At 61.6% G+C, this 26828-nt stretch carries 20 protein-coding genes; 14 read left to right on the top strand and 6 right to left on the bottom strand.

Annotated features, from left to right (window positions below; genetic code table 11):
- Positions 1-30 precede the first annotated feature (30 nt).
- The 4 genes from iolD to iolE are packed head-to-tail and all read left to right on the top strand — an operon-like array spanning position 31 to position 4907.
- Complete coding sequence (gene iolD / locus ACYF6X_RS23085) at positions 31-1971, top strand: 3D-(3,5/4)-trihydroxycyclohexane-1,2-dione acylhydrolase (decyclizing) (protein ID WP_107227984.1); 1941 nt, start codon at positions 31-33, stop codon at positions 1969-1971.
- Positions 1972-2012: 41 nt separating this feature from the next.
- Positions 2013-3026: a bifunctional inositol 2-dehydrogenase/D-chiro-inositol 1-dehydrogenase gene (iolG, locus tag ACYF6X_RS23080; RefSeq protein WP_033649354.1), complete on the top strand. Its 1014-nt coding sequence runs from the start codon at positions 2013-2015 to the stop codon at positions 3024-3026.
- 40 nt (positions 3027-3066) lie between these two features.
- Positions 3067-3951: a sugar phosphate isomerase/epimerase family protein gene (locus tag ACYF6X_RS23075; RefSeq protein ID WP_063991722.1), complete on the top strand. Its 885-nt coding sequence runs from the start codon at positions 3067-3069 to the stop codon at positions 3949-3951.
- A gap of 59 nt (positions 3952-4010) precedes the next feature.
- Entirely contained in the window at positions 4011-4907 is an 897-nt protein-coding gene (gene iolE, locus ACYF6X_RS23070) for a myo-inosose-2 dehydratase (protein ID WP_019455194.1), read from the top strand.
- Between the two features lie 61 nt (positions 4908-4968).
- On the opposite strand, the gene ACYF6X_RS23065 is transcribed toward iolE, so the two are convergent.
- Together ACYF6X_RS23065 and ACYF6X_RS23060 are read right to left on the bottom strand one after the other, a co-directional pair.
- Positions 4969-6147 (bottom strand): P1 family peptidase, encoded by a 1179-nt coding sequence (locus ACYF6X_RS23065; RefSeq protein ID WP_107227983.1) that lies wholly within the window; start codon positions 6145-6147, stop codon positions 4969-4971.
- Positions 6140-6655: a GNAT family N-acetyltransferase gene (locus ACYF6X_RS23060; RefSeq protein ID WP_060441401.1), complete on the bottom strand. Its 516-nt coding sequence runs from the start codon at positions 6653-6655 to the stop codon at positions 6140-6142. Before ACYF6X_RS23060 ends, ACYF6X_RS23065 begins: the two co-directional genes overlap by 8 nt.
- A 389-nt stretch (positions 6656-7044) precedes the next feature.
- On the opposite strand from ACYF6X_RS23060, the gene ACYF6X_RS23055 reads away from it, so the two are divergent.
- The 4 genes from ACYF6X_RS23055 (at position 7045) to gntK (ending at position 11313) form a co-directional block, all read left to right on the top strand.
- Complete coding sequence (locus tag ACYF6X_RS23055; protein WP_130018323.1) at positions 7045-7740, top strand: pirin family protein; 696 nt, start codon at positions 7045-7047, stop codon at positions 7738-7740.
- A gap of 291 nt (positions 7741-8031) precedes the next feature.
- Positions 8032-9027 carry a gluconate operon transcriptional repressor GntR gene (gntR, locus tag ACYF6X_RS23050; RefSeq protein WP_063991719.1) on the top strand — a complete coding sequence of 332 codons (996 nt, stop codon included), beginning with the start codon at positions 8032-8034 and terminating at the stop codon, positions 9025-9027.
- Between the two features lie 340 nt (positions 9028-9367).
- Positions 9368-10684, top strand: a complete 1317-nt coding sequence (gene gntT / locus ACYF6X_RS23045) for a gluconate transporter (RefSeq protein ID WP_033636339.1) — start codon at positions 9368-9370, stop codon at positions 10682-10684.
- A gap of 101 nt (positions 10685-10785) precedes the next feature.
- Positions 10786-11313: a gluconokinase gene (gntK, locus tag ACYF6X_RS23040; RefSeq protein ID WP_063991718.1), complete on the top strand. Its 528-nt coding sequence runs from the start codon at positions 10786-10788 to the stop codon at positions 11311-11313.
- 30 nt (positions 11314-11343) lie between these two features.
- Here the strand turns inward: gntK and ACYF6X_RS23035 are convergent, their stop codons facing one another.
- Positions 11344-11937, bottom strand: a complete 594-nt coding sequence (locus tag ACYF6X_RS23035) for a YhgN family NAAT transporter (protein WP_060431488.1) — start codon at positions 11935-11937, stop codon at positions 11344-11346.
- 193 nt (positions 11938-12130) lie between these two features.
- On the opposite strand from ACYF6X_RS23035, the gene asd reads away from it, so the two are divergent.
- The 6 genes from asd (at position 12131) to glgP (ending at position 23291) form a co-directional block, all read left to right on the top strand.
- Positions 12131-13234, top strand: a complete 1104-nt coding sequence (asd, locus tag ACYF6X_RS23030) for an aspartate-semialdehyde dehydrogenase (protein ID WP_049205578.1) — start codon at positions 12131-12133, stop codon at positions 13232-13234.
- A gap of 443 nt (positions 13235-13677) precedes the next feature.
- Positions 13678-15864, top strand: coding sequence for a 1,4-alpha-glucan branching protein GlgB (gene glgB / locus ACYF6X_RS23025; RefSeq protein WP_063991717.1), 2187 nt, complete (start codon positions 13678-13680; stop codon positions 15862-15864).
- Positions 15861-17843, top strand: coding sequence for a glycogen debranching protein GlgX (glgX, locus tag ACYF6X_RS23020; RefSeq protein WP_406880185.1), 1983 nt, complete (start codon positions 15861-15863; stop codon positions 17841-17843). The genes glgB and glgX overlap by 4 nt, the downstream gene beginning before the upstream one ends.
- Before the next feature lie 15 nt (positions 17844-17858).
- Positions 17859-19136, top strand: coding sequence for a glucose-1-phosphate adenylyltransferase (gene glgC, locus ACYF6X_RS23015; protein ID WP_004930810.1), 1278 nt, complete (start codon positions 17859-17861; stop codon positions 19134-19136).
- A gap of 135 nt (positions 19137-19271) precedes the next feature.
- Positions 19272-20702 (top strand): glycogen synthase GlgA, encoded by a 1431-nt coding sequence (gene glgA, locus ACYF6X_RS23010; protein ID WP_063991715.1) that lies wholly within the window; start codon positions 19272-19274, stop codon positions 20700-20702.
- A gap of 141 nt (positions 20703-20843) precedes the next feature.
- Complete coding sequence (gene glgP, locus ACYF6X_RS23005) at positions 20844-23291, top strand: glycogen phosphorylase (RefSeq protein WP_130018325.1); 2448 nt, start codon at positions 20844-20846, stop codon at positions 23289-23291.
- A 59-nt stretch (positions 23292-23350) separates the two neighbouring features.
- Here glgP and glpD read toward each other — a convergent pair whose 3' ends face one another.
- From glpD to glpG, 3 genes are all read right to left on the bottom strand, one after another.
- Positions 23351-24859: a glycerol-3-phosphate dehydrogenase gene (gene glpD, locus ACYF6X_RS23000; protein WP_107227978.1), complete on the bottom strand. Its 1509-nt coding sequence runs from the start codon at positions 24857-24859 to the stop codon at positions 23351-23353.
- Between the two features lie 247 nt (positions 24860-25106).
- The gene (locus ACYF6X_RS22995; protein WP_004930797.1) at positions 25107-25865 is read right to left on the bottom strand and encodes a DeoR/GlpR family transcriptional regulator; all 759 of its coding nucleotides are present in this window, start codon (positions 25863-25865) and stop codon (positions 25107-25109) included.
- Positions 25866-25915: 50 nt separating this feature from the next.
- Complete coding sequence (glpG, locus tag ACYF6X_RS22990; protein WP_063991712.1) at positions 25916-26752, bottom strand: rhomboid family intramembrane serine protease GlpG; 837 nt, start codon at positions 26750-26752, stop codon at positions 25916-25918.
- Positions 26753-26828 lie beyond the last annotated feature (76 nt).

Raw genomic sequence — 26828 nt, 5'->3', positions numbered from 1 at the left:
GGGGCGGCCCTCAATCTAAAGGGTGAGTAAATGGGCAAGATCAGGCTAACCATGGCGCAGGCGCTCGTCAGATTCCTCGATAACCAGTATCTGCTGGCCGACGGCGTGGAAACCAAATTCGTCGCGGGCATTTTCGCGATTTTCGGCCACGGCAACGTACTGGGGCTGGGGCAAGCGCTGGAGCAGGATAGCGGCGAGCTGCGGGTGCATCAGGGCCGCAACGAGCAGGGCATGGCCCATGCGGCGATCGGCTTCGCCAAACAGAAGCTGCGCCGGCAGATCTACGCCTGCACTTCATCGGTCGGCCCCGGCGCCGCCAATATGATCACCGCCGCGGCCACCGCAACCGCCAACCGCATTCCTTTATTGCTGCTGCCGGGCGACGTTTACGCTTCCCGCCAGCCGGATCCGGTGCTGCAGCAAATCGAACAATCTTACGATCTCAGTATCAGCACCAACGACGCGTTCCGCGCGGTGAGCAAATACTGGGACCGCATCGTGCGGCCGGAACAGCTGATGAGCGCCTGCATCAACGCGATGCGCGTGCTGACCGATCCGGCGGATACCGGCGCGGTGACGCTGTGTCTGCCGCAGGACGTGCAGGGTGAAGCCTACGACTACCCCGACTATTTCTTCCAAAAACGCGTGCATCGGCTCGATCGCCGCCCGGCGACCGACGGTATGTTGGCGGACGCGCTGGCGCTGCTGACCGCCAAGCGCAAACCGCTGCTGGTGTGCGGCGGCGGCGTGAAATATTCGCAGGCCGGGCGGGCGCTGCGCGAATTCGCCGAGCGCTTCGGCATTCCGTTCGCCGAGACCCAGGCAGGCAAAGGCACGGTGCCGAGCGACCATGAGTTCAACCTCGGCGGCATAGGCGAAACCGGCTGCCTGGCGGCCAACACGTTGGCCCGGCAGGCCGATCTGGTGATTGGCGTCGGCACCCGTTACACCGATTTCACCACCTCGTCCAAATGGCTGTTCCAACACCCGGACGTCAGCTTCCTCAATATCAACGTCAGCGCCTTTGACGCCGGCAAGCTCGACGGCGTGCAGGTGCTGGCGGACGCCCGCGAGGCCCTGAGCGAACTGGGCGCGCGGCTGGCGCAGGCTGATTATCGCGCAGGCTGGGGGGACGCCATCGCCGCGGCACGCGGTGCCCAGCGTGAAGAGACCGCGCGGGTTTACGCGGTGGAATACAGCGGCGCGGGCTTTGTGCCGGAGATCGACGATCACCTCGATCGCGAGCGGGTGTTCGCCGAATTTATCGCCCAGACCGACTCGGCGATGACGCAAAGCCGAGTGCTGGGGGTGCTGAATCGCGAGCTGCCGCCGGACAGCGTGATCGTCGCCGCCGCCGGCAGCCTGCCGGGCGACCTGCAGCGAGTGTGGCACAACCGCGGCGAGCACGGTTATCACGTGGAATACGGCTACTCCTGCATGGGGTACGAGGTGAACGCCGCGCTGGGGGTCAAGTTGGCCGAGCCGCAGCGCGAAGTGTACGCGATGGTGGGCGACGGTGCCTTCATGATGCTGCATTCCGAACTGGTCACCTCGATTCAGGAAGGCTGCAAGATCAACGTGGTGCTGTTCGACAACATGACCAACGGCTGCATCAATAATTTGCAGATGGAACACGGCATGGACAGCTACACCACCGAATTCCGCTTCCGCAATCCAGAGGGCGGCAAGCTCGACGGCAAACTGGTGCCGGTCGATTTCGCCATGCTGGCGGCGGCTTACGGCTGTAAAACCTATCGCGTCACCACCGAGCAGCAGCTGCTCGATGCGCTGGCCGACGCCCGCAGGCAGACCGTGTCCACGCTGCTGGACATCAAGGTGCTGCCGAAGACCATGGTGCACAAATATCTCAGCTGGTGGCGCGTGGGCGGCGCTCAGGTGGCCGACAGCGAGAAAATCGTCGCAGTGGCGCGCAAGCTGCAGGAAAACATCGATAAGGCGCGCGATTACTGATTCGTTTTCGAACACAACACACTTTCCAGAGGGTAGCGAAAATGACATTGAACATTGGGGTTATCGGCACCGGCGCCATCGGCCGCGATCATATCCGTCGCTGCAGCAAAGTGTTGCAGGGCGCCCGCGTAGTGGCGGTGAACGACATCAATCGCGACAACGCCGCCAAGGTGGTGAGCGATCTGCAGCTGGATGCGCGGGTGTATGACAACGGCCACGATCTGATCAAGGCCGCCGATGTGCAGGCGGTACTGGTCACCTCTTGGGGGCCGAGCCACGAAGAGTTCGTGTTGGCGGCCATCGCCGCCGGCAAACCGGTGTTCTGCGAGAAGCCGCTGGCGGTGACCGCGCAGGGCTGCAAAAACATCGTCGATGCCGAAGCGAAACACGGCAAGCGGCTGGTGCAGGTCGGCTTTATGCGCCCTTATGACCAGGGCTACCGCGCGTTGAAACAGGTGCTGACCAGCGGCCAGATCGGCGAGCCGCTGATGCTGCACTGCGCGCACCGTAACCCGACGGTCGGCGAGGCCTACACCACCGATATGGCGATCACCGACACCCTGATCCACGAAATCGACGTGCTGCGCTGGCTGCTCGACGACGACTATGTGTCGGTGCAGGTGGTGTTCCCGCGCAAGAGCCCGAAGGCGTTCCCGCACCTGAAAGATCCGCAGATTGTGCTGTTTGAAACCGCCAAGGGTACGCGCATCGACGTCGAAATCTTCGTCAACTGCCAGTACGGCTACGACATTCAGTGTGAAGTGGTGGGGGAAACCGGCATCGCCAAACTGCCGGAGCCGTCCTCGGTGCAGATGCGCAGCGGCGCCCGCCTGTCGACCGAAATCCTGACCGACTGGAAAGATCGCTTTATCGACGCCTATGACGTCGAGCTGCAGGGCTTCATCAACGACGTGGCCGCAGGCAAGCTGACCGGGCCTTCCGCCTGGGACGGCTACGCCGCCGCGGTGACCGCCGACGCCTGCGTGGCGGCCCAGCTCAGCGGCGAAATCGTGCCGGTGACCCTGCCGGCGCGCCCGGCGTTTTACAACAAATAACCGGCTTGCACCACGTACCCACGATTGCAGAGGAGTGACCATGAAGATCGCTTTTGATGTCGACGTTATACGGGATTTGGGCGTCACCAAAATGGTTCAACAGGTGGCGGACTGGGGCTACAAATACATCGAGCAGTCACCGCACCCGCAGATCAACCCGTTTTACAAGCATCCGAAGGCTAGCCGCGAAATCATGGCGGAGTATAAAAACGCCCTGAAAGCGACCGGCGTGGAGATCTCCTCATTTATCGTGGTGTATCGCTGGTCCGGGCCGGGCGAAGATCGCCGTCAGGCGGCGGTCAAAAACTGGCGGCGGATGATCGAAATCGCGGTGGAAATGGGCGTGCAGGTGATCAACACCGAATTGGCGGGCAACCCCAACGAACCGGAGATCTGCGAGGAGCTGTGGTATCGCTCGATGGAGGAGCTGCTGCCGATCGTCGAGCGCGAGGGCATCCGTATGGAGATCCAGTCGCACCCGTGGGACTTCTGCGAGCTGAGCAACGAAACCGCCGATCTGGTGAAATCGCTGCGCAGCGACCACGTCAAATACCTCTACAGCGTGCCGCACACCTTCTACTACGACAAGGGGCAGGGCAACGTGGCCGGCATGTTGCAGTACGCCGGGGACGATCTTTCCCACGTGCTGATCGCCGACACCATGAATCACACCAAACATTGCCGTTATATCGTCAACCCGCCGGGCGTTGACGCTGCGGTGCACCAGCACGTCGGCATCGGCGAAGGCGAGGTGAATTTCGACGCCCTGTTCCAGACGCTGCGCGACATGGAATTTGCCAACCGCAGCTTCAAGGTCGGCGGCGAATCGATCATCTGCACCTCGCTGTTCGGCTACCCGGAAAAGATGCCGAGCCAGGCGGTGGCGACCAGAGAGCGCATCGAAAGAGAGCTGTTGGGCAAATAATCTTATTCGGCTCGCCGGCGGCGTTTGCACCGGCGGCCCTCCAAGGACCGAGGCAGACCATGAATAAAGACAACGTGAAATTGGCCATCGCGCCAATCGGCTGGACCAACGACGACATGCCCGATCTGGGCAAGGAAAACACCTTCCAGCAGTGCGTCAGCGAAATGGCGCTGGCCGGCTTCACCGGCAGCGAAGTGGGCAGCAAATACCCGCGCGATCCGGCGGTGCTGAAACCGATGCTGGACATTCGCGGCATCCAGATCTGCAATGCCTGGTTCAGCACCTTTTTCGCCGACGGCCAGAAAGACAAAACCATCGATGAATTTATCAACCATATGAATTTCCTGCATGCCATGGGCGCCAGGGTGATCGGCTGCTCCGAGCAGAGCAAGAGCATTCAGGGCACCACCAAAGGCGTATTCGAAGAGAAGCCGTACTTCAGCGATGAAGAGTGGCAGCGGGTGGCCGACGGTTACAACGAGCTGGCGAAGATCGCCGCCGGCAAAGGCATGCAGGTGTGTCTGCACCACCACATGGGCACCGGCATTCAGACCACGGCCGAAATCGATCGCTACATGAGCATGGTCAACGACGACGTCTACCTGCTGTTCGATACCGGCCACGCCTACTATTCGGAAGGCAGCCAGCAGGCGATGATGGCGATCCTGGAGAAGTATCTGCCGCGCATCAACCACGTCCACCTGAAGGACGTGCGCGATGAGGTGGTGGCGGAAGTGAAGGCCAACAAGCTGAGCTTCCTCGATGGCGTGAAGAAGGGCACCTTCACCGTGCCGGGTGATGGCGTGATCGACTTCAGGCCGGTGTTCAAGCTGCTGGACGAGCGTGGTTACAAAGGGTGGATGGTGGTGGAGGCCGAGCAGGATCCGGCGCTGGCCAACCCGTTCGAGTATGCGGTGAAAGCGCGCCGCTATATTCGGGAAACCGCCGGTATTTAAGCGGCGAGGGTCAATAAAGATCGAGGGGCGCCGCCGGCGCCCCTTTTTTGATGGCGGCGTGTTAGCCGCCGAGCGTTTGCCAGGTTGCGACCTGGCTGCCCGGCCACGGCGTGGCGGCATGCACGCCACGGGCGATCGCCCGGGCCAGGGTGTCCGCCGCCAGCGCGCCGATTTGCAGCACCGCCAGTTCACGGCTGCCCTGAACCTCGCGCTGCCCGGTGGACAGGGCGAACACGACGTCGCCATCAAACGGGCTGTGCAGCGGGCGGATGGCGCGCGCCATGCCGTCTTGCGCCATGATGGCCACCCGTTTCAACTCCACCCGCGTCAGCGCCAGATCGGTGGCGATGCAGGCCAGGGTGGTGTTCTTTCTGCCGCCCTGCGGCTCTTGTTCCATCCAGTCTTCGCCCTGCGCACGCAGTTGCGCCAGCGCCGCTGCGCCGCCGTTGCCGAATTCACCGTCAATTTCATAGGGGGTCGCCCAGAAGGCGCGGGTGCCGGGTGCGACCACTGCACCCAAACTGTTGACCGCCACCAGTGCGCCGACGGTAGCGCCATTGGTGGCAATGATAGATGCCGAGCCGAGGCCGCCTTTCAGCTTACCCATGCCGGTCATGGCGCCGTAGCCGGCGCCGACGGTGCCCAGCGGAAAGTCCAATCCGGCCTTGCCGACCGCATCGATGCCCAGTTGGCGATACGGCGGCGTGAGCTGCCAGTTTTTGTCGCCGCCGTTGGCCAGATCGTACAGGCAGGCGGTGGGCACGATAGGGGAGACCGGCACGCCGGGGGCCGGGCGCAGCGCGTAGCCTCGGCCCTGTTGCCCCAGCCAGGCCGCGACGCCGTCCGCCGCCGCCAGGCCGTAAACCGAGCCGCCGCTGAACGTCAGCGCATCGACGGTCTGCACCAAATTGTCTTCACCCAGCGCGTCAGTTTCCCGGGTGGCGGGGCCGCCGCCGCGCACGTCCACGGCGGCGATCGCCGGGCTGTCCGGCAGGATAACCGTCGCGCCGGTACGCACCCGGCTGTCCTGCGCCACGCCGACCTTCAGGCCCGGCACATCGGTAATCAGGTTGCGGGCGCCTGGGCGCCCGGCGGCGGAAGTTGGCATAGCGGCACCTAATGGGGTGAGAGGAGAGAATATGCCGGCGGCGGTCAGGCCGGCCAGCGCTTGTAAAAAGGTTCGGCGGTTGATGCACAGGGGCCGGCGCAGCGGCCCCTGCGGGTGAGGACGATTACGCATCGCCGTGCGGCTGCCCGGAGCGCAAACGGGCCATATGGTAGGCGTCGACCAGCACACCGTCGCGCATGGCATAGGCGCGGCTGGTGCCCTCTATCTCGAAACCGAATTTGCGGTACAGCGCAATGGCCGCCGGGTTGTCGGTGAACACCGTCAGCTCGATGCGCTCGATGGCCGCCCAGTTGTCGCACAGATCAATCATCGCCTGCATCAGGCGGCTGCCGACGCCTTTGCCGTGGTAGCGCGGATCGACGCCGATGCCGAAGGTGGCCACATGGCGGCGGCGCACGCGCTGATTCAGCATGACGGCCAACTGGCCGGCAAGCTGCCCGTCGATGAAGGCCGCCAGGTTATGCGTACCCGGTTCGGGATTGGCGAGGCGCTTCTGCCAGGACTCGACGGACGGTAGCGGGAGCTGCAGCGTATCGCGATAGACGGGCGTCTGAGAATAAAGATGATGCAGAGCCTGCGCATCCGTCGTTTCCACGTGGCGTATCACGATCTCGCTCATCTCGCTGCTCCTGTTGCTTACCGGTTGAATAACCTCTGAATTTATCCGTTTACTGCCTTGAGTCAATATTATTTGAACGGGTCAAAAAAAACGCTTTACAGGTGCGAATGATAATGATTATTATTGCGATGCGTTCCGGGGAGGGCATCAACCCTTGATACTCTCGCTGCGAAGGCACGACATTGCTCACATTGCTTCCAGTGTTTACTTAGCCAGCTCGGGTGCTGGCTTTTTTTTTGCCCTTTTTCAACCGCTTCCGCCTTCAACAAATCCGTTGCCCATCCGCCGTTTCATTCCATCGAAATTTTTGAACAGAGGCATGAGTTTTTTACGCTTTCTTATTCTGCCCGCAGGACTAGACTGTAAAAAAACATTGAGGAGAGTTGAATATGATTTATGTACGTAAAGCGGAAGACCGCGGCCACGCCAATCATGGCTGGCTGGATAGCTGGCACACCTTCTCATTTGCCGACTACTACGATCCGAACTTTATGGGGTTCTCGGCGCTGCGTGTGATCAACGAAGACGTGATCGACGCGGGGCAGGGTTTCGGTACCCACCCGCATAAAGACATGGAAATCCTGACCTACGTGCTGAGCGGCACGGTGGAGCATCAGGACAGCATGGGCAACAAGGAGCAGATCCAGGCCGGCGAATTCCAGATCATGAGCGCGGGCACCGGGGTACGTCACTCCGAGTACAATGCCAATCAGGATCGTCCGCTGCACCTGTATCAGATTTGGATCATTCCGGATCAGGTCGGGCTGGAGCCGCGCTACGAGCAGCGCATGTTCGACGCGCCGCAGGGCCGTCAGCTGGTGCTGTCGCCGGATGCGCGCGACGGTTCGCTGAAGGTGTTCCAGGATATGACGCTGTCGCGTTGGGCGCTGAATAAAGGCGAACAGGGTGAGTATCCGATCGCCGCCGGCCGTCGCATTTGGATCCAGGTGGTGCGCGGCAAAGTCTCGGTCAACGGCGAGGCCGCCGGCATCAGCGACGCATTCGCAGTGTGGGATGAATCGGCGCTGACGATTCAGGCCGACGAAGAGAGCGAAATCCTGCTGTTCGATCTGCCGCCGGTGTGATTAAGCGGTAAATTTCAAGGGCTCACGATGTGAGCCCTTGAGGTTAACGACAAGCCTGATGACGTTGCCCGACTGAAAGCCGGCAGCATATAAAAACAAGGAAAATCAATTTATTGATTTTCGGCTGACAATCACAAAGGGGAAAAACCACGCTTTTTCCCCTTTGTCACCGTATGAAGGGCTCACGATGTGAGCCCTTTTTTGCGTTGACCGTCGCATAACCGACAATATCGGCCCGCCGTTTTTTTTGCTAAAATGACTGCCCATTCACGGTTAGTCAGTTCATTGATAATGAAGAAAAAACGGCCGGTACTCCAGGATGTGGCGGACAAGGTGGGCGTGACCAAGATGACGGTGAGCCGTTATCTGCGCAATCCCGACCAGGTTTCTGCCGCCCTGCAGCAAAAAATCGCCGTCGCGCTGGATGAGCTGGGCTACATCCCCAACCGCGCGCCGGACATCCTCTCCAACGCCACCAGCCGGGCGATTGGCGTGCTGTTGCCGTCATTGACCAACCAGGTGTTCGCCGAAGTGCTGCGCGGTATCGAAAGCGTTACCGACGCGCACAACTACCAGACCATGCTGGCGCACTATGGCTACCTGCCGGAGCGTGAAGAAGAGCGTTTGACCTCGCTGCTTTCTTACAATATCGACGGCCTGATCCTGTCTGAGCGCCATCACACGCCGCGCACCCTGAAAATGATCGAGGTGGCGGGCATTCCGGTGGTGGAGCTGATGGACTGCGTCTCGCCGTGCATCGATCTGGCGGTGGGCTTCAACAACTTCGAGGCGGCGCGCCAGATGACCCAGCAGATCATCGCGCACGGCCACCGTCACGTGGTCTATTTCGGCGCCCGTCAGGATGAGCGTACCATCATCAAGCAGCAGGGGTATGAGCAGGCGATGCGCGAATCCGGCCTGGAGCCGTACAGCATCATGACCGCGCGCTCTTCCTCCTATTCTGCCGGCGGCGAGCTGCTGCGCCTGGCGCAGCGCGACTACCCGCAGATCGACAGTATCTTCTGCACCAACGACGACCTGGCGATCGGTGCGGCCTTCGAGTGCCAGCGGCAGGGGCTGTCGATCCCGCAGGACATGGCGATCGCCGGTTTCCACGGCCATGATATCGGCCAGGTGATGGTGCCGAAGCTGGCCAGCGTGCTGACACCGCGCGAACGCATGGGGCAGATCGGCGCCGAGCGCTTGCTGGCCCGGCTGCGCGGCGAAACGGTGTGCCCGCGCATGGTGGACGTCGGTTTCACCGTGATCCCCGGCGGCAGTATCTGAGCCATTTTAACGTTCTGTTTTAACACCCTTTCTTTTTGCAGCGCGCCCTGAGGCGCGCGGGTTATCCCGCCTGTAAGCCCGCCGCTCGTTGCCGGCATAAGTTTGATCTCTGTCCCAGAACGCGAATTTTAGCCGCTTACCCGGTTCCGGTGCTTATTCTGTTACCGGTATCATGATACCGGTAACAACGAGTGTGCGGTCATCTTGCTGCAAGACTGAACCTCTGACTCAACAACACCTACAGCTCTTCTTAAACACCGGGACAGAGCCTAAAAATAAAACAACCGCACGCTTTACGCCTATCGTAAAGAGAGTCGCGATAAAAGGTTGGAGAAAAATTATGCCATTAGTGATTGTTGCAGGCGGCGTAGCGCTGCTGCTGCTGCTGATGATCCGCTTCAAGCTGAACGGCTTTATCTCTCTGGTGCTGGTTGCTCTGGCGGTCGGGATCGCACAGGGTATGCCGGTCGATAAAGTCATCGGCTCCATCAAGGCTGGCGTGGGCGGCACGTTGGGCAGCCTGGCGCTGATCATGGGCTTCGGCGCCATGCTCGGCAAACTGCTGGCGGACTGCGGCGGCGCGCAGCGCATCGCCACCACGCTGATCGACAAGTTCGGCAGAAAACATATTCAATGGGCGGTGGTGCTGACCGGCTTCACCGTTGGCTTCGCGCTGTTCTACGAAGTGGGCTTCGTGCTGCTGCTGCCGCTGGTGTTCACCATCGCCGCCTCCGCGCGCATCCCGCTGCTGTACGTCGGCGTGCCGATGGCCGCCGCGCTGTCGGTGACTCACGGCTTCCTGCCGCCGCACCCGGGCCCGACCGCCATCGCCACCATCTTCCATGCCGATATGGGTAAAACCCTGCTGTACGGCACGCTGCTGGCGATCCCGACGGTGATCCTGGCCGGCCCGGTCTATGCCCGCTTCCTGAAAGGCATCGACAAGCCGGTGCCGGAAGGCCTGTACAACCCGAAAACCTTTACCGAAGCGGAGATGCCGAGCTTCGGCGTCAGCGTCGCCACGTCGCTGGTGCCGGTGATCCTGATGGCGCTGCGCGCGGTGGCTGAAATGGTGCTGCCGAAGGGCCACAGCCTGCTGCGCTTCGCCGAGTTCTTCGGCGACCCGGTGATGGCGACCCTGATCGCCGTGCTGATCGCCATCTTCACCTTCGGCCTGAACCGCGGCCGCACCATGGATGAAGTGATGGGCACCATCACCGATTCGATTAAAATCATCGCCATGATGCTGTTGATCATCGGCGGCGGCGGTGCCTTCAAGCAGGTGCTGGTGGACAGCGGCGTCGAGCAGTACATCGCCGGCCTGATGGAAGGCAGCAACGTTTCGCCGATTCTGATGGCCTGGTCGATCGCCGCCGCGCTGCGTCTGGCGCTGGGTTCCGCCACCGTGGCGGCGATCACCGCCGGCGGCATCGTCGCCCCGCTGATCGCCACCACCGGCGTCAGCCCTGAGCTGATGGTGATTGCGGTCGGCTCCGGCAGCGTTATCTTCTCGCACGTTAACGATCCGGGCTTCTGGCTGTTCAAGGAGTACTTCAACCTGAGCATCATGGAAACCATCAAATCCTGGTCGGTGCTGGAAACCATCATCTCGGTGTGCGGCCTGGTGGGCTGCCTGCTGCTGGCGACGGTCGTATAATCTTTATCCGACGCCCTGCGGGGCGTCGGCGTTCCAGAGTATCTTTATCAGTTGGGACGCATTTGGCGCGCTCGCGCCAGTTCCCATAGGGGCATGACACAATGAGTAATCCGCAGAATCACGTATTTATCCTGATGGGGGTGTCCGGCAGCGGCAAATCCGCCGTAGCCAGCACCGTCGCCCACGAGGCCGAGGCCGCCATGCTGGACGGCGATTACCTGCATCCGCGCGCCAACATCAACAAAATGGCTGCCGGGCACGCGCTGGACGACAACGATCGCGCCCCGTGGCTGGCGGCCTTGAACGACGCCATCTTCGCCATGCAACGCACCAATCCGGTGTCGCTGCTGGTGTGTTCGGCGCTGAAAAAAAGCTATCGCGACCGCCTGCGTGAAGGAAATAGCAACCTGCATTTCCTCTACCTGAAAGGCGACAAGGCGGTGATCGAAGAACGCCTGAAGCAGCGGAAAGGTCACTTCTTCAAACCGCAGATGCTGGTTTCGCAGTTCGCCACGCTGGAAGAGCCGGGCGAGCAGGAGCCGGATGTGCAAGCGATCGACATCAACCAGCCGCTGGACGGCGTGGTCGCCGATACGCTCGCCTGCATCAACCGCATCACCGCCCGCTAAGCGCGGGCCGTCGTCGGCGCCGCCAGGCGCCTACAGCTTCATGTAAGCCCGTATGCCGTCCAGGAACATCTGGGTCGACAGCATCACCAGAATCAGCCCCATCAACCGTTCCAGCGCGCTGACACCTTTGCTGCCCAGCAGGCGCAGGAACAGGTTCGACATCAACAAAATGGCCGCAGAGAGGCCCCAGGCGATCAACAGCGCCGCCACCAGATGGGGCAGCTGATGCGGATACTGGTGCGACAGCAGCATCAGCGCCGCCAGAATCGACGGCCCGGCCACCAGCGGGATCGCCAGCGGCACCAGGAAGGGCTCCTCGCCGGCGGACAGCCCGGAGCTGTTGCCCTCCTGAGACGGGAAAATCATCTTGATGGCGATCAGAAACAGGATGATGCCGCCGGAAATGGAGACGGTTTCAGTGCGCAGGTTGAGGAACGCCAGAATTTTCTCGCCGGCGAACAGGAAGATCAGCATCAGCAGCAGGGCGATCAGCAGCTCGCGGATCAGCACCACCCGGCGCCTGCGCGGCTCCAGGTGCTTGAGCACCGACATGAAAATCGGCAGATTGCCCAGCGGATCCATAATTAAAAACAGCAATACCGTAGCGGAAATCATCTCTGTCATGGTGACCTCGTGATCGGGAAAACGCCTCGGCCTTTCCGGCCGCGTCCTTGCCTATAAGAAGGATTGCTGAGAAATCCCCAGCCATCGAATAAATTCACTTTGCGCCCGCGCCGACATTTTGTAAGGTGAGGAGATATTGCACACAACTCGTTATCACCTACATAAGCCCTTATCCGGGCGGGACACAGATATTATGAAAAACGTTGGTTTCATCGGTTGGCGCGGAATGGTCGGCTCGGTTCTCATGCAACGCATGACGGAAGAGCGCGATTTCGACGCCATTCGCCCGGTCTTTTTCTCCACCTCGCAGCACGGTTCCGCCGCGCCGGCCTTCGGCGGCCAGCAGGGCACGCTGCAGGATGCGTATGACATCGACGCGCTGAGCGCGCTCGATATCATTATTACCTGTCAGGGCGGCGATTATACCAACGAAGTTTATCCTAAGCTGCGCGCCAGTGGTTGGCAGGGGTACTGGATTGACGCGGCCTCTTCGCTGCGCATGCAGGACGACGCCATCATTATCCTGGATCCGGTCAACCACGCGGTGATTCAGCAGGGCCTGGACAAAGGCATCAAAACCTTCGTCGGCGGCAACTGCACCGTCAGCCTGATGCTGATGTCGCTCGGCGGTCTGTTCGCCAACGATCTGGTGGAGTGGGCGTCGGTCGCCACTTACCAGGCGGCTTCCGGCGGCGGCGCGCGCCACATGCGCGAGCTGCTGACCCAGATGGGCATGCTGCATGCCGACGTGGCGAAGGAGCTGCAGGACCCGGCTTCCGCCATTCTGGATATCGAACGCAAGGTGACCGAGGCCACCCGCAGCGGCAAACTGCCGACCGATAACTTCGGCGTGCCGCTGGCCGGCAGCCTGATCCCGTGGATCGACAAGCAACTCGACAACGGCCAGAGCCGTGAAGAGTGGAAAGGCCAGGCGGAAACCAACAAGATTCTGAACACCGGCAGCGTGATCCCGGTCGATGGTCTGTGCGTGCGCGTTGGCGCGCTGCGTTGCCACAGCCAGGCGTTCACCCTGAAGCTGAAAAAAGACGTGTCGCTGCCGGACATCGAGCAGATGCTGGCGACGCACAACGACTGGGTGCGCGTGATCCCGAACGACCGCGAGCTGACCATGCGCGAACTGACGCCGGCGGCGGTGACCGGTACGCTGAATACGCCGGTCGGCCGTCTGCGCAAGCTGAATATGGGGCCGGAATACCTGTCGGCGTTCACCGTGGGCGACCAACTGCTGTGGGGCGCGGCCGAGCCGCTGCGCCGCATGCTGCGTATCCTGCTGTAAATCCTTGCTTTCAGGGGGCTGGCTGCTTTCAGCCCCCTAAAGCCTTATTTTCCGCTTTTTTGTTCGCCGCGCACCGCGCCGGGCAACGTCACCGCAAGCCTCGTTTCACCGGGCTCTACCCCGCATATCTCCTCGTCGGCCGCCGCATGCAGATGACGGCAGGCTGGCAGTTTTCTTAATGAAGAATTTTCCTGAGCAATGCTGAGCAGTTTTTAACAGACATTGGCTATGCTTAACGCATGGGCGAACAATTTTTCACCATGACTGAAATATTTCAAAAAATAAGCATAAAGAGCGAAATTCAGGTCGGCAGAGTAAAGATTGGTCAATAACCGACCGCAATCACGCTTTGGATACCGAATGCATTGCATGATGACCAAAACGGCCAAGGAATAACCAACAAGCCGTGCTTAGATCATGCTGTTAATCTAAGGAAGAAGACTATGCCTGTACTTCCCGATCGTGACGTGATTGATCAGATCATCTCCGGCCATTACGCCGACCCCTTTGCTCTGCTTGGCATGCATGCGACCGATAACGGTCTGCAGGTGCGCGCGCTGCTGCCGGACGCCGGCGCAGTCTGGCTGGTGGAACAGCAAACCGGCCGGCGGCTGGTGCAGTTGAACTGCGACGATCCGCGCGGCTTCTTCAGTGCCGTGGTGCCGCGGCGCAAAAATCCTTTCCGCTATCAGCTGCAGGTCAGCTGGCGCGATCACCAACAGACGGTCGACGATCCCTATCGGTTCGGCCCGCTGCTGCAGGATATCGACAGCTGGCTGCTGGCCGAGGGCACGCACCTGCGCCCCTATGAACGCCTGGGAGCTCACCTCGCCACGTTGGATGACGTCGACGGCGTCAGCTTTGCCGTTTGGGCGCCCAACGCCCAGCGCGTCTCGGTGGTGGGGGAGTTCAACTTCTGGGACGGCCGCCGCCATCCGATGCGTCTGCGGCGTGAAAACGGCATCTGGGAGCTGTTCCTGCCCGGCGTGCGGGCCGGCCAGTTGTACAAATATGAAATCGTCGATTGCTACGGCAATACCCAACTGAAAGCCGATCCTTACGCCTTCGAGGCGCAGATGCGCCCGGACACCGCCTCGCTGGTGGCGCCGCTGCCGGAGGTGGTGCCGTCGACGCAGGCGCGCCGCCGCGCCAACGATTTTGACCAGCCGATCGCCATCTACGAGGTGCATCTCGGCTCATGGCGCCGCCACACCGATAACCACTTCTGGCTCAGCTACGGCGAGCTGGCGGTGCAGCTTATCGACTATGTGAAGGACATGGGATTCACCCATATCGAGCTGCTGCCGATCAACGAGCACCCGTTCGACGGCAGCTGGGGCTACCAGCCGCTGGGGCTGTATGCGCCGACCCGGCGCTTCGGCACGCCGGCCGATTTCAGGGCGTTCGTGGCGGCGGCGCATGAGGCGGGCATCAACGTGATCCTCGACTGGGTGCCGGGGCACTTCCCGAGCGATGCCTACGGCCTGGCGAATTTCGACGGCACCGCGCTGTACGAATATGCCGATCCGCGCGAGGGCTACCACCAGGACTGGAATACGCTGATCTATAACTACGGCCGCCACGAGGTGCGCAACTACCTGGCGGGCAACGCGCTGTATTGGCTGGAGCGTTTCGGTATCGACGCGCTGCGGGTCGATGCGGTGGCGTCGATGATCTATCGCGATTACAGCCGCGCCGACGGCGAGTGGGTGCCGAATTACTACGGCGGCAACGAGAACCTGGAGGCGATCGCCTTCCTGCGTTATACCAACCAGACTATCGGGCAGGCGCAGCCGGGCGCGGTGACGCTGGCGGAGGAGTCCACCGACTATCCCGGCGTCACCCTGCCGCCGGACGCCAACGGTCTTGGGTTCCACTACAAATGGAACCTCGGCTGGATGCACGACACGCTCAATTACATGAAGTGCGATCCGGTGCACCGCAAGTATCACCACAACCAGATGACCTTCGGCATGCTGTACGCCTATACCGAGAACTTCGTGTTGCCTATCTCGCACGATGAAGTGGTGCACGGCAAAAAATCGATCCTCGACCGCATGCCGGGCGACGCCTGGCAAAAGTTCGCCAACCTGCGCGCCTATTACGGGTTTATGTGGGCGCATCCGGGCAAAAAGCTGCTTTTTATGGGCTGCGAGTTCGCGCAGGGGCGTGAGTGGAATTTCGATACCAGCCTCGACTGGCATTTGCTGGAGGGGTTGGATAACTGGCACAACGGCGTGCAGCGGCTGGTGCGCGATCTGAACCATTGCTACCGGCAGCAGGCGCCGCTGTACGAGCGTGACTACCGCCCGGACGGCTTCGAGTGGCTGGTGGTTGACGATCACGACAATTCGGTGTTCGCCTTCGCGCGCTACGATTCGCAGGGCAATGAGCTGATCGCCATCAGCAACTTTACCCCGGTGCCGCGCTACCGCTACCGCATTGGCCTCTCGCGCGCCGGCGGCTACCGCGAGATCCTCAATACCGATTCGCACCACTATCATGGCAGCAACGCCGGCAATCAGGGGCGGGTCTCTTCCGAAGCGGTCGGCAGCCATGGCCGCGACTTTTCCATCTGCGTGACGCTGCCGCCGCTGGCGACCATTTATTTGCTGCGGGAGGCGTCATGACGGAGCTGACGGCCGGCCTCGCCGCGCCGCTGGGCGCCCATTACGACGGCGAAGGCATCAACTTTACCCTGTATTCGGCGCACGCCGAGCGGGTGGAACTGTGCCTGTTCGACGGCCAGCAGCGCGAGGTGCGCCTGCCGCTGCCGGCGCGCAGCGGTGATATCTGGCATGGCTATTTGCCGGGCGGCAGGCCGGGGCAACGTTACGGTTTCCGCGTCTACGGCCCGTTTGACCCGGCGAACGGGCAGCGTTTCAACCCCAACAAACTGGCGCTCGATCCGGCCGCGCGCGCGGTAGAAGGGCCGGTGGGGGACCACCCGCACCTGCACGGCGGTTATGAGCAACCGGATCCGCACGACAGCGCGGAGCTGATGCCGAAATGCGTGGTGGTGGACGAACGGTACGACTGGCAGGACGATCGCCCGCCCGCCACGCCATGGGGGCAGACGGTGATTTACGAAGCGCACGTGCGCGGCCTGACGCTGCTGCACCCGAAAATCCCGCCGGCGCTGCGCGGCAGTTTCGCCGCGCTGGGGCACCCGGTGATGATCGCCCACTTCAAACGCCTCGGCATCACCGCGCTGGAACTGCTGCCGGTGCAGCAGCATACCTCCGAACCGCGCCTGCAGCGGCTGGGGCTGATCAACTACTGGGGCTATAACGTGCTGGCGCCCTATGCGCCGGACAACCGCTACGCCAGCCTGAGCACCGAGGGCACGCTGCTGAACGAATTTCGCGATGCGGTCAAGGCGCTGCACCAAGCCGGTATCGAGGTGATCCTGGATGTGGTGTTCAACCACAGCGCTGAGCTGGACAGGGACGGGCCGATGCTGTCGCTGAGCGGCATCGATAACCTGAGCTACTACTGGCTGACGCCGGAGGGTGACTACGTCAACGACACCGGCTGCGGCAACACCCTGCGATTGGATCAGCCGCAGGGCGTGGCCTGGGTGATGGATTGCCTGCGTTTTTGGGTACGGGAGTGCCACATCGACGGTTTCCGTTTCGATCTGGGCAGCGTGCTCGGCCGCACGCCGGGGTTCGATCGCGATGCCCCGCTGTTCCAGGCGATGCTGGCGGACGATGTGCTGTCGCGCTGCAAGCTGATCGCCGAACCCTGGGACGTTGGCCCCGGCGGCTATCAGGTGGGGGCGTTTCCCGGCCGCTTCGCCGAATGGAACGACCATTACCGCGACGACATGCGCCGTTTCTGGCTGCAGAGCGGCGTGTCGCTCGGCCAGTTCGCCCGGCGTTTTGCCGCCTCCAGCGATGTGTACAACCAGCGCGGGCGAGCGCCATACGCCACCGTCAACATGCTGACCGCCCATGACGGCTTCACCCTGCAGGACGTGGTCAGCTTCAACGAGAAACACAACCAGCCGAACGGCGAAGGCAACCGCGACGGCAGCGATCGTAATTTCAGCAACAACCACGGTGTGGAAGGCCTGGTCGCCGACGACGCCATTGTGCAACGCCGCAGGGCCAGCCAGCGGGCGATGCTCGCCACGCTGTTGCTGTCCCAGGGAACGCCGATGCTGCTGGCCGGCGATGAACAGGGACACAGCCAGCAGGGGAACAACAACGCCTATTGTCAGGACAACGCCACCACCTGGCTCGACTGGTCCACGGCGGATGACGCGCTGACCGACTACGTCGCGGCGCTGATCGCGCTGCGCCGCCAGATCCCCGCGTTGCAACAGGATCGCTGGTGGCAGCAGGACGATGGCTGCGTGCAGTGGCTGAACGCGCAAGGCCAGCCGCTCGACGCGCAGCAGTGGGAGCAGGGCGATCTGCTCATGCAGATCCTGCTGTCGCAGCGCTGGCTGCTGCTGGTCAACGCCACGCCGCAAACGGTGGAGATGAGGTTGCCGGAAGGCGATTGGCAGGTTGTCGCTCCGTTCACTCAGGAAGACTCACGGGCGGTGTTACCCGCCTGGCACCAGGACGCGCGCTCGCTATGCGTTCTGGTACGGAAATAATAAAAGGAGTCCGCTATGGTTAGGTTTGAAAATAAAGACCCCCTGATGTTGGCGCGCCAGTTGCCGATTAAATCCGTAGCGCTGATCCTGGCCGGCGGCCGCGGCTCGCGTCTGAAAGATTTGACCTCCACCCGCGCCAAGCCCGCCGTCCACTTTGGCGGCAAGTTCCGCATCATCGATTTCGCCCTGTCGAACTGCCTGAACTCCGGCATCCGCCGCATCGGCGTGATCACCCAATACCAGTCGCACACGCTGGTGCAGCACATTCAGCGCGGCTGGTCGTTCCTCAACGAAGAGATGAACGAGTTCGTCGACCTGCTGCCGGCCCAGCAGCGCCTCAGCACCGAACATTGGTACAAGGGCACCGCCGACGCGGTGTACCAGAACCTGGATATCATCCGCCGCTATGAGGCCGAATACGTGGTGATCCTGGCGGGCGACCATATCTACAAGATGGATTACTCGCGCATGCTGATCGACCACGTCGAGAAAGGTGCCCAGTGCACCGTGGCCTGCCTGCCGGTGCCGCGCAGCGAGGCCGGCGAATTCGGCGTGATGAAAGTGGATGAAAGCGACCGCATCATCGAGTTTCTGGAAAAGCCCGCCGATCCGCCGGCGATGCCGGGCAACCCGGATATGTCGCTGGCCAGCATGGGCATCTATATTTTTAATGCCGCCTACCTGTTTCAACTGCTGGAAGAGGATATGTCGACTCCCGGCTCCAGCCACGATTTCGGCAAGGATCTGATCCCGAAAATCACCGCGCAGCAGGCGGCGTGGGCGCATCCGTTTACCTTGTCCTGCGTGACGTCCAACCCCGATCTGCCGCCGTACTGGCGCGATGTGGGCACGCTGGACGCCTACTGGCGCGCCAATCTCGATCTGGCGTCGGTGACGCCGGAGCTGGACATGTACGACCGCGCCTGGCCTATCCGCACCCACATGGAGCCGCTGCCGCCGGCCAAGTTCGTGCAGGATCGCTCCGGCAGCCACGGCATGACCATGAACTCGCTGGTGTCCGGCGGCTGTATCGTCTCGGGCTCGGTGGTGGTGCATTCGGTGCTGTTCCCGCGCGTGCGAGTGAACTCGTTCTGCACCATCGACTCTACCGTATTATTGCCGGACGTGAACGTCGGCCGTTCCTGCCGCCTGCGGCGCTGCATCATCGACCGCGCCTGCCACATTCCGGAGGGCATGGTGATCGGGGAAAACGCCGATGAGGACAGCAAGCGCTTTTATCGCTCGGAAGGCGGCATCGTGCTGGTGACGCGCGAAATGTTGTCAAAATTGTGAGTTAACGTGGGCGGCAGAACGATAGCCTGCCGCCTGATGAACGGTTCGATGGCTTGCGCAACGCGGCACGCATAACAGCGGCAAGCCTGCTTTATTTCTTATCCAGAGGCCTTCGGCCGACTTTCAGGAGTGATAATGCAGGTCTTACACGTATGTTCTGAAATGTTCCCCCTGCTGAAAACGGGCGGACTCGCAGACGTGGTTGGCGCGTTGCCGGCGGCGCAAATCGCCGAAGGCGCCGATGTTCGGGTGCTATTGCCCGCTTTCCCTGACGTACGCAACGGCATCCCCGACACCTCGCTGGTGGCGGAAATCGACTCGTTCGCCGGCCGGGTCGGCCTGCGTTACGGCACCTATCATGGCGTGGGCATCTATCTCATCGATGCGCCCTGGCTGTATGACCGGCCGGGCAGCCCGTACCACGATCAATCCATGTACGCCTACCCCGACAACCACCGCCGCTTTGCGCTGCTGGGCTGGATGGCCTGCGAGCTGGCCAAGGGGCTGGATCGCTACTGGCGCCCGCAGCTGGTGCACGCCCACGACTGGCACGCCGGCCTGAGCTGCGCCTATCTGGCCGCCAACGGCCACCCGGCGCGTTCGGTGTTCACCGTACACAACCTGGCCTATCAGGGGCTGTTTTCCGGCCATCACGTGACCGAGCTGTGGCTGCCGGCGTCGTTTTACGACGTTTATGGCCTGGAGTTCTACGGCCAGATGTCGTTCCTCAAGGCCGGGCTGTTTTATGCCGACCACGTGACCGCCGTCAGCCCGACCTATGCGCGCGAGATCACCCGGCCGGAGTTCGGCTATGGCATGGAGGGGCTGCTGCAGGAGCGGCAGCGGCAGGGCAAGCTGAGCGGCATCCTCAACGGGGTGGACGACAAGATTTGGGATCCGGCCCACGACCCGCGGCTGAGTGCCCGCTACGACGCCGACGATCTGAAAAGCAAGGTCAAAAACAAGCTGCATCTGCAAAAGGCCATGGGGCTGAAGGTGGACGAATCGCTGCCGGTGTTCGCGGTAGTGAGCCGATTGACCAGCCAAAAAGGTCTGGACCTGGTGCTGCAGGCATTGCCTGAACTGCTGGCGCAGGGTGGGCAGTTGGCGCTGCTGGGCGCCGGCGATGCGGTGCTGCAACAGGCGTTTCTGGCCGCCGCCGCCGATTATCCCGAGCAGGTAGGGGTGCAGATCGGCTATCACGAATCCTTCTCCCACCGCATCATCGGCGGCGCCGACGTGATTCTGGTGCCGAGCCGCTTCGAGCCCTGCGGCCTGACGCAGCTCTACGGCCTGAAATACGGCACGCTGCCGCTGGTGCGCCGCACCGGTGGGCTGGCGGACACGGTGGTGGACTGCGCGCTGGAAAACCTGGCCGACGGCACCGCCAGCGGCTTCGTGTTCGACGATTGCGACGCCGTCGCGCTGGGCAACGCCATCCGCCGCGCCATGGTGCTGTGGAGCCGGCCGAAACACTGGCGCCACGTTCAGCGCCACGCCATGAGCGTGGACTTCGGCTGGCCGGTGGCGGCGAAAGAGTATTTATCGCTTTATCAACGCTTGTAGCCCGCGTTTCGCGTCTCGGGTTGACGCGCGGCGGGCAGCCATAAGGGTAGATTGTCGGGGCGCGGCGTAACGCGTCCATGTTCAGCGGGGCCAGCTATTCCGCGGCGAATGGCTGGGCTCCCTACAAGGGATTAAAAAGCCATGACTTCACCGTTTAGTTACACCTCACCTACGGTCAGTGTGGAAGCGCTGAAACACTCCATCGCCTATAAGCTGATGTTTATCGTCGGCAAGGATCCGGCCATCGCCAACCGGCACGACTGGTTGAACGCCGTGCTGTTCGCGGTGCGCGATCGCATGGTGGAGCGCTGGCTGCGTTCCAACCGCGCCCAGCTGTCTCAAGACGTGCGGCAGGTGTATTACCTGTCGATGGAGTTCCTGATCGGTCGCACGCTGTCGAACGCGCTGCTGTCGATGGGCATCTATCAGGATATCGACAACGCGCTGAACGAGATGGGGCTGAACCTGGCGGAGCTGCTGGAGGAAGAGAACGATCCCGGGCTCGGTAACGGCGGTCTGGGCCGCCTGGCGGCCTGCTTCCTCGACTCGCTGGCGACGCTGGCGCTGCCGGGGCGCGGCTACGGCATTCGCTACGAGTACGGCATGTTCAAACAGAACATCGTCAACGGCCAACAGATGGAGTCGCCGGACTACTGGCTGGAGTACGGTAATCCGTGGGAGTTTCCGCGCCATAACACCCGCTACAAGGTGCGCTTCGGCGGCCGCGTGCAGCAAGAGGGCGCCAAGGCGCGCTGGCTGGAGACCGAAGAGGTCGTGGCCATCGCCTACGATCAGGTGATCCCCGGTTTCGACACCGATGCCACCAACACCCTGCGGTTGTGGGGCGCGCAGGCCAGTAACGAGATCAACCTCGGCAAGTTCAACCAGGGCGATTACTTCGCGGCGGTGGAAGATAAAAACCACTCGGAGAACGTGTCGCGCGTGCTGTATCCGGACGACTCGACCTCCTCCGGGCGTGAGCTGCGGCTGCGACAGGAGTATTTCCTGGTGTCGGCCACGGTGCAGGATATTCTCAACCGCCATTGGCTGATGCACAAAACCTTCGACAACCTGGCGGACAAGATCGCCATTCACCTCAACGACACCCACCCGGTGTTGTCGATTCCCGAGCTGATGCACCGGCTGATCGACGAGCACAAATTCAAGTGGCTCGACGCCTGGGAAGTGGTGGAGCAGGTGTTTTCCTACACCAACCACACGCTGATGAGCGAGGCGCTGGAGACCTGGCCGCTGGATATGATTGGCCGCATCTTGCCGCGCCATCTGCAGCTGATTTTCGAAATCAACGATCACTTCCTCAAGATGGTGCAGGAAGTGGCGCCGGGCGACAACGACCTGCTGGCGCGGGTCTCGATCATCGACGAAACCAACGGCCGCCGGGTACGCATGGCTTGGCTGGCGGTGGTAGCCAGCCACAAGGTCAACGGCGTTTCCGCCCTGCATTCCGAACTGATGGTGCAGTCGCTGTTCGCCGACTTCGCCCGGCTGTTCCCCAATCGTTTCTGCAACAAAACCAACGGGGTGACGCCGCGCCGTTGGCTGGCGCTGGCCAACCCGCCGCTGGCGGCGGTGTTGGACGACTGCATCGGCCAGACCTGGCGCACCGATCTCAGCCAGCTGAGCGAGATCAAAGCCAACGTCGATTACCCGAGTTTCCTGCAGGCGGTGCAGCGCGCCAAGCGGCAGAACAAGGAGCGGCTGGCGCTGTACATCGCCAAAACGCTCAACGTGGTGGTCAACCCGGATGCGCTGTTCGACGTGCAGATCAAGCGCATCCACGAGTACAAACGGCAGCTGCTCAACGTGCTGCACGTCATCACGCTGTATAACCGTCTGCTGGACGATCCGGAGATCGAGCGCGTGCCGCGGGTGGTGATCTTCGCCGGCAAGGCGGCGTCGGCCTACTATGCCGCCAAGCAGATCATCCGCTTGATCAACGACGTGGCCAAAGTGATCAACAACGATCCGCGCGTGCATACCCAGCTGAAGGTGGTGTTCATTCCGAACTACGGCGTCAGCCTGGCGCAGATCATTATCCCGGCGGCGGATCTGTCGGAACAGATCTCGCTGGCGGGCACCGAGGCCTCGGGCACCAGCAACATGAAGTTCGCGCTGAACGGTGCGCTGACCATCGGTACGCTGGACGGCGCCAACGTCGAGATGCGCGAGCACGTGGGGGAGGAGAATATCTTTATCTTCGGCAATACCGCCGAGCAGGTCGAGGAACTGCGCCGCAACGGTTACAACCCGCGCCAGTACTATGAGCAAGACCCAGAGCTGCATCAGGCGCTGACGCAGATCGCCACCGGCGTGTTCAGCCCGGAAGAGCCGAAATGCTATGGCAATTTGTTCGACTCGCTGGTCAACCTCGGCGATCACTATCAGCTGTTGGCGGATTACCGCAGCTATGTGGACACGCAGGATAAGGTGGACGAGGTGTATCTCAATCAGGACGAGTGGACGCGGCGTGCGGTGCTGAATATCGCCAACATGGGCTACTTCTCCTCCGATCGCACCATTCAGGAATACGCGGACGAAATCTGGCACATTCAGCCGGTGAAGCTGTAAAGCGGGAGAGGAAAAAAACAAAGGGCCGGATAACCGGCCCTTTTTCGTTACGCTGTGGCTCAGGAAGCCAGAGACAGCGCTTTCGTTTTCGCGTGTTCTGCCAGCCAGGCTTGCACTCGCGCCTGCTGCGCTTCGTCCAGCCACATGCCCAGCTTGGTGCGGCGCCAGATGGCGTCGGCCAGCTCTACGACCCACTCTTTCTCGGTCAGGTAGCGCAGTTCGGCTTCATACAGACCGTGGCCGAAATCTTCGCCCAGATCGGCGAGGCCGTTGGCGCCGGCCAGGATCAGCTCGCTCTGGCTGCCGTAGGTACGGGCATAGCGGCGCGCCAGGGCTTCCGGCAGCCAGCCGTGCGCACGGCGCAGTTTGGCCGCGTAGCCGTCGCGATCGCCGCCGATGTCGCCGCCTGGCAGCGTGGCGTTTTTGGTCCACGCCGGGCCGCAGCCTGGGTAGTAGTGGGCCAGTTTTTCCATCGCGTGCTCGGCCAGCTTGCGGTAGGTGGTCAGCTTGCCGCCGAAGACCGACAGCAGCGGCGCCTTGCCTTGTTCGTCGTGCACGTCCAGCGTGTAATCGCGGGTGATCGCCTGCGGTGAATCGGATTCGTCGTCGCACAGCGGACGCACGCCGGAGTATGTCCAGACGATGTCGTCGCGGCCCAGCTGCTTCTTGAAGTGATCGTTGTACACTTTCAGCAGATAAGCGATTTCATTCTCGTCGATCTTCACATCTTTCGGATCGCCTTTGTACTCCACGTCGGTGGTACCGATGATGGAGAACTCGTCATTCCACGGGATCACGAACACGATGCGGTGGTCTTCGTTCTGCAGAATGTAAGACTGCGGCTGATCGTGCACGCGCGGCACCACGATGTGGCTGCCTTTGATCAGGCGGATGCCGTAAGGCGATTTCAGCTTCAGGCCGTCGTCGAAGAAGTTTTTCACCCACGGGCCGGTGGCGTTCACCAGGCCTTTGGCGCGCCAGGTGAAGGTTTTGCCGCTGTCGATATCGACCGCTTCCACCATCCACAGGCCGTTTTCACGCCATGCGCGGGTCACTTTGGTGCGGGTGCGCACTTCTCCGCCGCGTTTTTCCACTTCCTGCGCGTTTAGCACCACCAGGCGAGCATCGTCGACCCAGCAGTCGGAATATTCGAAACCGCGCTTCAGTTCAGGCTTCAGCACCGACTCTGGTCCAAAGCGCAAACCCTTGCTGCCCGGCAGGCTGGTGCGTTTGCCCAGGTGATCGTACAGGAACAGGCCGATACGGATCATCCAGGCCGGACGCAGGTGCGGCTGATGCGGCAGGCGGAAGCGCATCGGGAACGCGATGTGCGGCGCCAACTTCAGCAGCACTTCACGCTCGGCCAGCGCTTCGCTCACCAGACGGAATTCGTAGTGTTCCAGGTAGCGCAGGCCACCGTGGATCAGTTTGGAACTGGCGGAAGACGTAGCACAGGCCAAGTCTTGCGCTTCCAGTAGCAGTACCGACAGCCCGCGCCCGGCAGCATCCGCCGCGATGCCGGCACCGTTGATGCCGCCACCGATAACGATCAAGTCTTTGGTTTCCACGTCATCTTCCTCCAGATGTTCGAAATAGCTCTTTCATGTTCGTTTTCGCTCATGATTGTAATCAAAAACCAACAAGCAAGCCAAGACTTAACCAAACAAAAACATTTAGGCGTGATAGAGGTAACAGTTTGGTGATGATAGTCACATAAATGATGTGGATATGGCGCGAGCGCGCAAACGGCTGTCGATAAGGGGGCGAGGGCGGGAAACGGGGCGGTGGCGCGCCGCCCCACAGGTTAAGGCTGAATCAGCACAGCTCCAGCTGCACGTCGTACTGTTCGATGATTTTCATCACGCTCGGCGGCGGTAACTGATCGGTAAACAGGTAGTCGATCAGATTCATGTTGCCCAGGTTGACCATGGCGTTGCGGCCGAATTTGGAGTGGTCGGTGACCAGCATCACGCAGCGGGAATTTTCGATAATCGCGCGTTTGGTGCGCACTTCATGATAGTCGAATTCGAGCAGCGAGCCGTCCATATCGATGCCGCTGATGCCGAGAATGCCGTAATCGAGGCGGAATTGGGAGATGAAGTCCAGGGTGGCTTCGCCCATGATGCCGCCGTCGCGGGTGCGCACTTCGCCGCCGGCCAGGATCAGGCGGAAGTCTTCCTTGGCGGTCAGCAGGGTGGCAACGTTGAGGTTGTTGGTGACCACGCGCAGGTTCTTGTGGTTCATCAGCGCATGGGCCACCGCTTCCGGCGTGGTGCCGATATCGATGAACAGCGTGGCGCCGTCCGGGATCTGGCTGGCGACGCGCTGCGCGATGCGGGCTTTCTCTTCCGACCACATCACCTTGCGATCGTTATAGGCAGCGTTGACCGAGCTGGAGGGCAGCGCCGCGCCGCCGTGGTGACGCTGGATCTTGTTCTGGTCGGCCAGGTCATTCAAATCGCGGCGAATCGTTTGCGGGCTGACGTCAAAATGTTCGACCAGCTCTTCCGTGCTGACGTAACCCTGCAGGCGCACCAGCTCGATAATTGCGTCATGACGCTGTGTTTGCTTCACGATAATCCCCTAAAACGCCCGCTATGCCCGCTGGGCACAGCTCCCGGCTGTTATTGTTCGTTGTGTGCGCGATGACGCGTATCCCAAAATGCCATCAATAACCCTAACACTAAACCGGCTACGTGTGCCGCGTTGGCGATCGACATTCCTAAAATATCGAAATATCCGGCCACCAGCCACAGCACCGAGAACACCATCAGGCCACGCGGCAGCATCAGGCCGCGCTCCGGCGCCCGTTCACCCGTCAGCCACACATAGCCCATCAGCGCGTAAACCACGCCCGACAGCCCGCCGAACAGCGCGCCGCTGAACAGCGATTGCGCCCAGCCGCTGAAGAAGGCCGACACCACCGCCAGCACGAACAGCTTGCCGGCGCCGAGGCGTTTTTCCATCTGGCCGCCGAGATACCACCACCACATCAGGTTAAACAGGATATGCAGCAGGGAGAAATGCAGGAACGCATGGCTGACCCAGCGCCACAGCTGCGTGTATTGGCTGCTGTCCTGTGGCCAGGAGAGCCAGTACATCACGGTGTCGTCGCCCAGCGCCTGCATCAGGATGTAGACCGCGATGCACAGTACCATCACGCCGAGCGTCAGCGGCCCGGCCTTGCTGCGCAGGGTGTGCAGGTAGGATTCGCTCTGATAGTGCAGGCCGGCGTCGGTATGGCCGGTCTGCCAGCTGGCGGCCTGATAACGGCGGTTGAGCGGATCGGCCAGAAACTGCTGCAGTTCGTGCTGCACCTGTTCGAGGTGGCCGTCGTCGGCCAGCCAGATTTCCGCCGCCTCGCCGCTGTTGCGCAGCTCAAGCCGGATGCCCTGGGTCGCCATATAGTCGACAAAGGCCAGCGCCAGGCGCGGGTTGGATATGGCGATTACTCTAACCATTGCTCTTCCGTCGTAAGTGAATGATTTTGGCCGCGGCTTGCTCGTCGGCGACCCTGACGGCCGATTATAACGTCGA

This window comes from Serratia sp. ID 25-353 (genome assembly GCF_054792795.1).
The sequence above is the reverse complement of the archived record's forward strand: the minus strand, read 5'-3'. Positions and strand labels throughout refer to the sequence as shown.